Below are 11022 nucleotides of genomic sequence, written 5' to 3' on the forward strand. Positions count from 1 at the left end.
CAACCTGAACATGAACGCCCTGATGGCCATCGCGGTCACCGGCGGCATGGCGATCGGCCACTGGCCGGAGGCCGCCATGGTCATGTTCCTGTTCGCGTTGGCGGAAGTGATCGAGGCGAAGTCGCTGGACCGCGCCCGCAACGCCATTCGGGGGCTGATGGACTTGGCGCCCGAGACCGCGACCGTGCGGCAGGCCGATGGCTCATGGACAGAGCTGCCGGCCAAGGAGGTCGCAAAGGGCGCGGTGGTCCGCGTGCGTCCTGGCGAGCGCATCGCACTGGACGGCCTGATCACCTCGGGTCGATCGGCCATCAACCAGGCGCCCATCACCGGCGAGAGCCTGCCCGTCGAGAAGGCCGAAGGTGACCAGGTCTTCGCCGGAACCATCAATGAGACCGGCTCTTTCGAATACAAGGTGACCGCAGGCGCCAGCGACTCGACGCTCGCGCGCATCATCCATGCCGTGGAGTCCGCGCAGGGCAGCCGTGCGCCCACGCAGCGCTTCGTCGACCAGTTCGCCCGCGTCTACACGCCGGCGGTGTTCGCGGTGTCCGTGCTGGTTGCCGTCGTGCCGCCGCTCGCCTTCGGCGGCGCATGGTTTGACTGGGTCTACAAGGCCCTGGTACTGCTGGTGATCGCCTGCCCCTGCGCTCTGGTCATCTCCACGCCGGTCACCATCGTCAGCGGCTTGGCCGCTGCCGCCCGACGCGGCATCCTGATCAAGGGTGGCGTCTACCTGGAGGGCGGGCGCAAGCTCAAGGCGTTGGCCCTGGACAAGACCGGCACACTCACACATGGCAAGCCCGAGCAGACCGACTTCGTGCCGCTGATCGGCGAGGCGCAGGAAGTTGCCGCCTGGGCCGCAAGCCTCGCGGCACGCTCGGACCATCCTGTGTCTCAGGCCATCGCCCGCAAGGCGAACCGTGACGGCATCGCGCTGCACGAGGTCGACGACTTCGCGGCGCTGCCTGGCCGCGGCGTGCGCGGCCGCGTCGCCGGGCGCATGTTGCACATGGGCAACCACAGGCTCGCCCAGGAGCTGGGCCTGAGCGAAGCGACGCTCCAGGCTCGGCTGGAGACCCTGGAGCGCCAAGGCAAGACAGCGATCCTGCTGATGGACGATGCGACCGTGCTCGGCATTTTTGCAGTGGCCGACACCGTGAAGGAAACCAGCCGTGAGGCGGTGGCCGACCTGCAGGCGCTGGGTGTGCGCACGCTGATGCTGACGGGGGACAACCAGCACACGGCCGCGGCCATCGCTGCCCAGGTCGGAATCTCTGAAGCCCGTGGTGACCAACTGCCCGAAGACAAGCTCAAGACCATCGAAAGCCTGGTCGGCGGCGAGGGCCAGGTGGGCATGGTGGGCGACGGCATCAACGATTCGCCCGCGCTCGCCCGTGCCGACATCGGCTTCGCCATGGGCGCGGCCGGCACCGACACCGCGATCGAAACAGCCGACGTCGCCCTGATGGACGACGACCTGCGCAAGATCCCCGCCTTCATCCGGCTGTCGCGTAGCACTGCGGCGATCCTCACGCAGAACATCGTTCTGGCCCTTGGCATCAAGGCGGTGTTCCTTGCGTTGACGTTCACAGGGCATGCCACCATGTGGATGGCTGTGTTCGCTGACATGGGGGCAAGTCTTTTGGTTGTCGTCAATGGGCTGCGCCTCCTGAAGTTCAAGGCGGCATGAACAATGGATGAACCATCTCTTCGCAAGACGCAGTGGTACTCACTCGCGATCGTTATATTCGCCGGCGATCAGGCAGCTAAGAGCTACATTGACGCGACAACTCCCTTGGGTTGGTCGCACGAGGTGGCGTCATTCTTCAACCTAGTTCACGCTCTCAATCCCGGCGCGGCGTTCAGCTTCCTTGCTGGCGCGGGCGGCTGGCAGCGGTGGTTTTTTCTGGCGATCGCGTTCGCAATATCGGCATGGCTCGCATGGCTGCTCTCCCGGCCGCTGCGCAAAACGGAAGGCCTTTCGTACAGCCTCATTCTGGGCGGCGCATTGGGCAACGCGTTCGACCGCGCCACGCGCGGGCACGTTATCGACTACATCGACTTTCACCTGCACGGCTGGCACTGGCCCGCCTTCAACATCGCTGACATGGCCATCGTGGGCGGGGCGATCGCGCTGGTGGCCCAGTCGTTCATGAGCGTGGAGAACCCGGCCGCCACAAAGGAGTCCCAGTGACATTGGGACGATCCGGAAATTCGCAATGCACACGGTGCAGGACACCAATCTGAAGAGAACGGCCCCCAGCATGAGCGGCCGCGGCTTGGCCCTCATGCTAGCGCCCACCGCCGCTTTTGCTGCAACGCCCTGTTGCGATGGCGGCGATTGCTGCAACGACGTCGCAATGCCTTGCTGTGAATAAACAGCACGCAAGCCAGTTGACCTGGCAATTATGAAAGTCCATCACGGCGATGCTGGCCTTTTTCGTTCCAATGAGCCGTCACGGAGAGGTGATGATGAAGCTATGCCGGGATCCTGCAAGCTTTAGGACGGTCTTCTTTACCGCATAGCGATATGCTGATGTCACCCGTTCGCCTCGCCTGGCAAGTACAAGTAGTTCGTCGCGGTTTTCTGGCCGTGTCCGCCCGCTTCGCTGGCCCTTTTGCCCCAAACAAGCGCAATCATGCCTGCGTTACCACCAAAGTTCGCCCCCGCCAGTTGCTGTTCCTAAAGGGCATCAAGCTCAACGCCATCGCCGACCGGCCAGCGTATTTCGCATCGCTGCGTGCCCGTCGGGGCCAGCCCATCGTCATCCTCGCAGAGCTGGGACCGGACGAGGCATTCGCCCTGTGGAAGCAGCATGTACTGGGCGACAGGCCTCGCTGACCCAGTTTCGCCTCATCCTCCTGACAGCCCCGCACTTATTGCGGGGCTTTCTTTTTTCCGCGTTCGCCAATCGGGGCTGTTGCAAATGCCGATTTCCGGCTGACGCGGCTCGCCTCGCGCATGAAGCTGCCCGCATGTGTCGCTGATTCGTCAGCACCATGCCAGCAGCCAGAGTTTCCAGGCTGCCGCGGATTCTTTCCGCGCTACCCGCCAGTCCGCCATCGCATCGAGTCTGCGGACGCGCGTCACCCGTGACGCCGATGCTTTTTTCTCAACCGCGTGCGGGAGCTGCCATCCCGTGAGGGACGAGGCCCCGCTTTTTCCAAGGAGCCCGTCCATGTCCCAGCAAGCCTCTTTCGGCCAGTTGGCCTTGATCCATTGCGGCAAGTTCCTGCCGCTCGAAATCCTGCATAGCGCCGCCGGCCACTACATCGGCACGCGCGATACAGAAGGTCCCGTTTCGCGGGAATCCTGCCAGTACTTCCGCAGCTATGCCGCGGCTCAACGTGCCCTCGAAAGAGGCGGCTGGTCCCAGCTCGCCACACCCTGATCCAACTGGAGGAACCACGTCATGAACCAGCTTTTGCCCCAGGAAGTCGTCGATCAGATCATGCGGGAAGAGCAGCATTTCGCCGCCGCGCCCCAAGCCTTCTTCGAGGTCTGGAAGCGCGGCGTCGAGATCGCAGGCCCGCAATGGTTTGGCGACGGCACGCGCGAAGGCCTGAACCAGGCAAAGAGCAAGTGGGATCTGCGTCCCGACATGCTGCGTGCCAACGACGCACTCGGCGTCCTGAGCAGCGGGGAACGCATGTTCCTGTCCGCCATGTTCAGCTTCTACAACGCGCGCGAGGGCGGTGCCATGCTCAAGCGCTGCCACTTCCAAGGACTGTCGGACTTCGATGGTCTCGATCTGCAACGTCGCCAGGTGATCGCCGACCTGCTGCTGAACTACAGCGGTTGGTGAGCCGGTCCCTGGCACACCTTCATCACTGCGTTCACGGGACCCCATGAGGGACATGCGCCTCGTTCGAGGCCATGTCCCTCGCGTTTTCTCCCCGCCCAGCGCCATCCGGCATCAGGCGGTTTCCCCTGCGGATGCCATCGTCCGCAAGGGCTGGCTCCGTTCATTCATCGAAAGGAGCCTTCATGGCCAACAACTACTACGAAGCCACCGGCGTTCTCGTGCTCGACCGTGTGACGCCCGTCATCCAGGCGCTGTTCGGCGCCTTCGCGCTGGACGAGAGCCACCCCGGCAACGGGCAGGCCTACATCGCCCAGATCGCCGAGACCACCAATCCGCAATGGCCGGACGTGCTCGATGGCCTGGAAGACCTGGCCACGCAACTCGGTATTCCGATGCCGGACGACGAAGGGCTGTCGATCCCGCCGCTGCTCGAACTGCTCGCCGTGCACTTCCGTGCCGATGAGGACGAAGAGCTGGGGAACTTGATCGACCGTCATTCGTTCGAGGACACCGCCGATCTCGACGCATTGTTTCTGATCGCCACCCGGTTCGATGACGGGCACCACCTGACCGCCATCCAGTTCGAGGGCTGCTGGTACTGCAGCAAGCCGCGGCTGTTCGAGTTCGGCGGCAACGGCTGCTACCTGAGCCGCGAGGTCCGCTTCATCAGCTCCTCCTCCCAGGCCCTCCAGCTCGGCGACCAATTGCGCAAGACCATTGTGGCCGCCGACATCGAAGAGGCTTCGGCCCTGATCGCGCTGGAGACCATCAATCTGCTGGCGGGCGTCAGCGACGAGCCATTCCGCATGAATTTGCGCCGGCGCGTCGCCGAGCGATTGGCCCAAACGCCAACGATCAGCGTCACCTGACGCTGTTTCCTTTCTTTCCACCCACCGGGGTCAATTCCCGGTGGCGGGGATTTGCTCCATCATTATTCTGTTGGAGAAATCCCATGTCCCAGAATCCCAATCCCTTTCTACGCGGCTACTGGAATCTGAAAATCGTCCGCACGCTGTCCATCAGCTACGAGGACGGAAGCCCGCATGTTTGGCGAAACATCCACCCGAGCCAGCAGCACCTCTGCGACGCGGCGCTGGTTTCTTCTCCTTGCATCATCACCAGCGACTTCGCGGTGGTCAGGACTGGCACCGAACCTGTCGGCGCCGCACTGATCGCCGAATGCGACGCGGCTGAAGGGGGCAGCGGCGAAGGCATGGTGGGTGCCGTGGTGTACGCGATCCACGGCGACGACTTCGACGGCCGCCCCGTCCACATTGGCGACACCTATTCGGCCGAGGCCGCACGGGAAGTCGTGCAGCGGTTGAGCTTCGAGACCGGCTACTACAGCCGGTGCTGGGAAATCAGCAGCGCGCACATCAGCCGCGAAACCGGCCAGTACCTGGCCAACCTGGCTGACCTCGCGACGCCGGAGGCCTTTTTGTTCATCGCGTTCCGGATTCCCTACAGCCCGGCGATCGGCGTCAAGCTGATCTCCACGCCCTGGACGGACCAGCACCTGCAGGACGTCGAGGGGATCGCCGCCGAGCAGCTTCGGCAGGAGCACCGCAGCAAGGGCATGCCGGACGAGCTGGCACAGATCCTTGAACTGGCCGGCCAGGCCGACGTGCGCATCCTCATCCTCGATGCCGACGCACCCGTGTTGCCGGGCCTATCGCTGGCCGGCGAATAGCTGCCACACACATCCCCGGCCTTCCTTGTCCTCACCGCATGCCGGCCCGGTCTCCCGCCAGAGAGCCGGGCCGGCGCACTTTCACAGGAGCGATCCCATGTTCCCCGACCTCATCACACCCGCATCCGACTTCGAGCACCAACTCGGAGCCTGCGTCAACGCCATGAGCCAGGAAGATGCCATCGGCCAGATCCTGGTATTCGAGCGCATGAGCGGCACGCTGCACATGCGCCATATCGCCAGCGCCGACCTGGTGGACACCGACGTGGACGACTACGAAATGGTCGTCTTCGACGGTGGCAACACAAGCGGCGACACGTGGAAACACGTGTTCTTTCCGCGTCAGCGCGAGCACTACTTCGTGTACCAAGCCTGATTCCTCCAGCCCCTTTCGAGGGGCTTTTTCTTGCCCGCAGCACAGGAAAACGGTTGTGGTGCGGTGCCGTTTCCTGCGGGCAGGCAGACCGCCCCAGGGCCATGCTTGCCCCATGTTCGTCGGCGTTGCCGGCACATGCCCAGGCAGTCGAGACCTTCGAGGCTGCAAGCGCGGGAAACCGTGCTGGTCGTTTCTTCCTACGGACCTACCGCGTCCATCCACGCCACCCACAAGGGACCTCTCCCTTGCGGGCGGGGAATCCCTTGTTTTTCCTCAAGGAGTTTCCCCATGGATCGTTCCCTCATCAAATCCATGATGCCTTCGCTGGTCGCAGGCCATGTGCCCCGCAACGTGCGGTCGTTCAAGTACCGCGTGTTCGATGATCAGCCGCTGTCCTCAACGCTGGGCTTCGCCATCGACCCCCAACCCTTCGACGGCAAGGTGGTCGCCGCGACCGACGATGCCATCGTCGTCAAGCTCAAGCCTTCCGAGTTCGCGGTGCTCGATCCCAGCCTGGTGACCACGGTTCCTGCCGAAGGCGCCAAGGTGCATGTCCAACCCTATGCCCGTCGTCGCTTCGATGGACTGCGCGCGGACACGCCGGAGGTCATCACCGAGGAGACTTCGGACGGCACGCCGTACACCATCACGAGGCACATCCTCGGCTCGGCGCCGGCCAAGCTGCCCATTCCCACGCCGCAGTGCATGGAGTTGGGCCAGCTCATCGAGCAGTTGGAGGAGATGCCGGCCCCCGATCGCTTCCGGCGCATCACCCACATGCTGGTGGATGCCGGTGCCCGCGACTTCACCTGGGTCGATCCCACGCCCTCCAAGATCATCGAGACCCCGCCGGCGATCAGCTTCACGGTCTCGACCGCGAAGTTCGAGGGCCGGGTGACGATCCTCTACGACCGCGGCGGAGACACCTACGTGGTGGAACTGCACCGTCAGAACGGTGAATCGGTCGAACTGGTCGATCGGCACGACGAGGTGTATTTCGACATGCTCGGCGAAGTGCTGGAGAGGCTCATCGACGACGGGCGCTGGCGCCAGATCGACGTGAGCATCCTCGACGCGAAAGCGGCCCGCAAGCGCCAGGCCGTCCCGGCATGACGCCCCGCAGCGAAACCGGGCGGTCCTGCGGCTGACCCGAGGCATCCGCCACGGCGTTCCAGCCGTTCCGGCCGCGTGCACTACAGGCCCTTCATCCCATCGGATGGAGGCCTTTCTCATTCTTCCACACAGGAGATTTCATCCATGTCACTGCGATTCAAAGGCGCTGACCTGCGCCCCGTGCTGACCGAAGCCATCGCCAATCAGGGGTCGTCTCAGAAAACGGAAAAAAATCGTACGCTAAGAGCCGAAGTGGGCCCTTTAGCAGCAATGCAAAGCTGCGATCAACGGGCAGGAAACATTGCCATGGTGCGCGTTGCACTCTCTCACTAGCGTCGACAGGGCCTCTTCCATCCGCGTGAGGTCCGCCATGCGTGCGCGCACATCGGCCAGCCGGTGAGCAGCCAGTTCGGCCGCCTCGCTGCAATGGGTGCCGTCCTCCAGTTTCAGGAGCTGGCCGACTTCATCCAGGCTGAATCCCAGGCGCTGGGCTGACTTCACGAACTTCACCCGCGCCACGTCCGCCTGCCCGTAGCGGCGGATGCGACCGTAGGGCCGCTCCGGCTGGGGTAGCAAGCCCTTGAGCTGATAGAAGCGGATCGTCTCCACGTTGACCCGGGCTGCCTTGGCGAAGGCCCCGATGGTCAGATTCTCTTGAGCGTTCTCCATGGCGCTTGACTCCGTAGTTGACTACGGAAGTAACGTTACAGCATCAAGCGAAGTCCCGGAAGGAGAACCTTATGTCGGAACCCAAGAACGGCTGCGGCGCACTGGCGACCGGCGGCGTCGCGGCCGTCCTCGCCTCGGCCTGCTGCCTCGGCCCCCTTGTCCTGGTCGCGCTCGGCTTCTCTGGCGCGTGGATCGGCAACCTGACCGTGCTGGAGCCGTATCGGCCGATCTTCATCGGCGCAGCGCTCATCGCGCTGTTCTTCGCCTGGCGCAGCATCTTCCGACCAGCCCATGCCTGCAAGCCCGGCGACGTTTGCGCCGTGCCCCAAGTGCGGACTGCCTACAAGGTGATCTTCTGGATCGTGGCCGCCCTGGTTCTGGTTGCCCTCGCGTTTCCCTACGTCCTGCCGCTGTTCTACTGAAAGGAGATCACCATGAAGAAACTCACCACCCTCACCACCCTCATCGCCCTGGCCGCCGCTCTAAGCGCGCCCGCCTGGGCTGCCACCAAGACCGTCACCCTGTCGGTGCCCGGCATGACCTGCGCCGCGTGCCCGATCACGGTCAAGACGGCTCTGTCCAAGGTCGCCGGCGTCGAGAAGGCCGAAGTCAGCTTCGAGAAGCGGGAGGCCGTCGTCACCTTCGACGAGGCCAAGACCAATGCCGACGCCTTGACCAAGGCCACCGCAAACGCGGGTTACCCGTCCAGCGTCAAGCAGTGAGGGCGTAATCATGGCCGAGGCGATCACCCTCCACATCGAAGGCATGACCTGCACGTCGTGCGCCGAGCACGTCCAGCAGGCTTTGACGAACGTGCCCGGCGTGCGCGCGGCCTCGGTGTCCTATCCGCAGCGGCAGGCCGAAATCGAGGCGGATGCAGGCGTGAGCGTGGCCCCGCTGGTTGCCGCAGTGGCCACGCTCGGCTATCGCGCACGGCTTACCGACACGCCGAACAAGCCTGCCGGCCTGCTAGACAAGGCGCTGGGCTGGCTCGGTGGCGAAACGAAGCATGTTGGCGGTGAACAAGCGCTGCACGTGGCTGTGATAGGCAGCGGCGGCGCGGCGATGGCGGCTGCCTTGAAGGCCGTGGAGCAAGGCGCCCGCGTCACGCTGATCGAGCGCGGCACCATCGGCGGCACCTGCGTCAATGTCGGCTGCGTGCCGTCCAAGATCATGATCCGCGCCGCGCACATCGTCCACCTGCGCCGCGAAAGCCCGTTCGATGCTGGCCTGCCGGCCGCAGCGCCCGCTGTACTGCGCGAGCGGCTGCTGGCCCAGCAACAAGGCCGCGTCGAGGAGCTGCGCCATGCCAAGTACGAAGGCATCCTGGCAAGCACTCCGGCCATCACCGTGCTGCGCGGCGAGGCCCGGTTCAGGGACACGCGCACGCTGACCGTGGCGACCGCTGACGGCGGCACGCACGAGGTGAACTTCGACCGCTGCCTGATTGCCACCGGCGCGAGCCCGGCGCTTCCGCCAATCCCGGGCCTTGCGGACACACCCCACTGGACCTCCACCGAGGCGCTGGAAAGCAGCTCGCTCCCCGAGCGGCTGGCCGTGATTGGTTCCTCCGTGGTGGCGGTCGAGTTGGCGCAAGCCTTCGCCCGGCTGGGCAGCCAGGTCACGATCCTGGCGCGCAGCACGCTGTTCTTCCGAGAAGACCCGGCCATCGGGGAAGCCGTAACAGACGCCTTCCGCGCCGAGGGCATCGAGGTGCTGGACCACACCCAGGCGAGCCACGTTGCCTATGCGGGCGGGGAATTCGTGCTCACCACCGGGCAGGGGGAAGTGCGCGCCGACAAGCTGCTGGTCGCCACCGGTCGCGCGCCGAACACGCGCAGCCTGAACCTTGAAGCGGCAGGCGTCGAAGTCAATGCGCAGGGAGCCATCGTCATCGACCGCGCCATGCGCACGAGCGCACCGCACATCTTTGCTGCCGGCGACTGCACCGACCAGCCGCAGTTCGTCTATGTGGCGGCGGCGGCCGGCACGCGCGCCGCGATCAACATGACCGGCGGCGACGCGGCGCTGGACCTGACGGCGATGCCGGCGGTGGTGTTCACCGATCCGCAGGTGGCGACCGTGGGCTACAGCGAGGCGGAAGCGCACCACGACGGCATCGAGACCGACAGCCGGCTGCTGACGCTCGACAACGTGCCGAGGGCGCTCGCCAACTTCGACACGCGCGGCTTCATCAAGCTGGTGGCGGAAGCTGGCTCAGGGCGGCTGATCGGCGTACAGGCGGTCGCGCCGGAAGCGGGCGAACTGATCCAGACGGCCGCGCTGGCGATCCGCCACCGGATGACCGTGCAGGAGCTGGCCGACCAGTTGTTCCCCTACCTGACCATGGTCGAGGGACTGAAGCTCGCGGCGCAGACCTTCAACAAGGACGTGAAGCAACTGTCCTGTTGCGCCGGATGAGGAAAAGGGAGGTGTTCGATGAACGCCTACAGCCGCGCCAACCGCCGCATCTACGCGGCCTTGTCCGATCCCCTGTCGGCCACCCACCGGCACCGCCTCGACGATCTGCTCAAGCGCCACGACAACGGCAAGACGACCTGGCTGGCCTGGCTGCGCCAGTCGCCCGTCAAGCCGAACTCGCGCCACATACTCGAACACATCGAGCGCCTCAAAGCCTGGCAGGCGCTCGACCTGCCTTCCGGCATCGAGCGGTCGGTGCACCAGAACCGCCTGCTCAAGATCGCCCGCGAAGGCGGCCAGATGACGCCCGCCGATCTGGCCAAGTTCGAGGCACAGCGCCGCTACGCGACCCTGGTGCGCTCGCCATCGAGGGCATGGCCACCGTCACCGACGAAATCATCGACCTGCACGACCGCATCCTGGGCAAGCTGTTCAACGCTGCCAAGCACAAGCATCAGCAGCAGTTCCAGGCGTCCGGCAAGGCGATCAACGCCAAGGTGCGGCTGGCCACCTCGATCAAGCAGGGCACGGTGACGGCCTCGCTGATGCTCAGGAAACTCGGCAGCTACCCGCGCCAGAACGGCCTGGCCGTGGCGCTGCGCGAGCTGGGCCGCATCGAGCGAACGCTGTTCATCCTGGACTGGCTGCAAAGCGTCGAGCTGCGCCGCCGCGTGCATGCCGGACTGAACAAGGGCGAAGCCCGCAACGCGCTAGCCCGCGCCGTGTTCTTCAACCGGCTGGGCGAAATCCGCGACCGCAGTTTCGAGCAGCAGCGCTACCGGGCCAGCGGCCTCAACCTGGTGACGGCGGCCATAGTGTTGTGGAACACGGTCTATCTGGAACGGGCCTCAAACGCCTTACGCGGTCACGGCCAGACTGTCGATGACGCCCTGTTGCAGTACCTGTCGCCGCTGGGCTGGGAGCACATCAACCTGACCGGCGAT

General features: G+C 64.8%; 14 protein-coding genes and 1 pseudogene. 14 read left to right on the forward strand and 1 reads right to left on the reverse strand.

What is annotated here, in order from left to right; genetic code table 11:
* The 9 genes from IV112_RS12685 to IV112_RS12725 all read left to right on the forward strand — a co-directional run.
* On the forward strand, nt 1-1693 hold a 1693-nt coding region (locus IV112_RS12685), incomplete at its 5' end, for a heavy metal translocating P-type ATPase (RefSeq protein ID WP_304003853.1).
* Nucleotides 1694-1696: 3 nt separating this feature from the next.
* On the forward strand, nt 1697-2197 hold the full coding sequence (gene lspA, locus IV112_RS12690) for a signal peptidase II (protein WP_003098955.1): 501 nt from the start codon (nt 1697-1699) through the stop codon (nt 2195-2197).
* A gap of 336 nt (nt 2198-2533) precedes the next feature.
* On the forward strand, nt 2534-2845 hold the full coding sequence (locus IV112_RS21555) for a hypothetical protein (protein ID WP_003108988.1): 312 nt from the start codon (nt 2534-2536) through the stop codon (nt 2843-2845).
* A gap of 337 nt (nt 2846-3182) precedes the next feature.
* On the forward strand, nt 3183-3395 hold the full coding sequence (locus tag IV112_RS12700) for a hypothetical protein (RefSeq protein WP_003116833.1): 213 nt from the start codon (nt 3183-3185) through the stop codon (nt 3393-3395).
* A gap of 21 nt (nt 3396-3416) precedes the next feature.
* Entirely contained in the window at nt 3417-3809 is a 393-nt protein-coding gene (locus IV112_RS12705; RefSeq protein ID WP_003116832.1) for a hypothetical protein, read from the forward strand.
* 182 nt (nt 3810-3991) lie between these two features.
* Nucleotides 3992-4678: a hypothetical protein gene (locus IV112_RS12710; RefSeq protein WP_003116830.1), complete on the forward strand. Its 687-nt coding sequence runs from the start codon at nt 3992-3994 to the stop codon at nt 4676-4678.
* A gap of 83 nt (nt 4679-4761) precedes the next feature.
* Entirely contained in the window at nt 4762-5499 is a 738-nt protein-coding gene (locus IV112_RS12715) for a hypothetical protein (protein WP_003116829.1), read from the forward strand.
* Nucleotides 5500-5596: 97 nt separating this feature from the next.
* Nucleotides 5597-5875, forward strand: coding sequence for a hypothetical protein (locus IV112_RS12720; RefSeq protein ID WP_003116828.1), 279 nt, complete (start codon nt 5597-5599; stop codon nt 5873-5875).
* A 288-nt stretch (nt 5876-6163) separates the two neighbouring features.
* Nucleotides 6164-6988: a hypothetical protein gene (locus IV112_RS12725; RefSeq protein WP_003098941.1), complete on the forward strand. Its 825-nt coding sequence runs from the start codon at nt 6164-6166 to the stop codon at nt 6986-6988.
* A 261-nt stretch (nt 6989-7249) separates the two neighbouring features.
* On the opposite strand, the gene merR is transcribed toward IV112_RS12725, so the two are convergent.
* The gene (gene merR, locus IV112_RS12730) at nt 7250-7657 is read right to left on the reverse strand and encodes an Hg(II)-responsive transcriptional regulator (RefSeq protein WP_003098939.1); all 408 of its coding nucleotides are present in this window, start codon (nt 7655-7657) and stop codon (nt 7250-7252) included.
* A gap of 71 nt (nt 7658-7728) precedes the next feature.
* Between merR and merT the strand changes: the two genes are divergently transcribed.
* From merT to IV112_RS21565, 5 genes and pseudogenes are all read left to right on the forward strand, one after another.
* A complete protein-coding gene (merT, locus tag IV112_RS12735) occupies nt 7729-8079 on the forward strand; it encodes a mercuric ion transporter MerT (RefSeq protein ID WP_003116827.1) in 351 nt (116 codons plus the stop codon).
* A 12-nt stretch (nt 8080-8091) separates the two neighbouring features.
* Nucleotides 8092-8379 (forward strand): mercury resistance system periplasmic binding protein MerP, encoded by a 288-nt coding sequence (gene merP / locus IV112_RS12740; protein ID WP_003116826.1) that lies wholly within the window; start codon nt 8092-8094, stop codon nt 8377-8379.
* A 10-nt stretch (nt 8380-8389) separates the two neighbouring features.
* Nucleotides 8390-10078: a mercury(II) reductase gene (gene merA / locus IV112_RS12745; protein ID WP_003098932.1), complete on the forward strand. Its 1689-nt coding sequence runs from the start codon at nt 8390-8392 to the stop codon at nt 10076-10078.
* Between the two features lie 18 nt (nt 10079-10096).
* Complete coding sequence (locus IV112_RS21560; protein ID WP_003098931.1) at nt 10097-10612, forward strand: Tn3 family transposase; 516 nt, start codon at nt 10097-10099, stop codon at nt 10610-10612.
* Nucleotides 10576-11022, forward strand: a pseudogene (locus IV112_RS21565) (Tn3 family transposase); the annotation flags it as partial. The gene IV112_RS21560 and the pseudogene IV112_RS21565, both read left to right, overlap by 37 nt.

It is taken from the genome of Methyloversatilis discipulorum (assembly GCF_018780585.1).
In the GTDB taxonomy this organism is placed as follows: Bacteria; Pseudomonadota; Gammaproteobacteria; order Burkholderiales; family Rhodocyclaceae; genus Methyloversatilis; species Methyloversatilis discipulorum_B.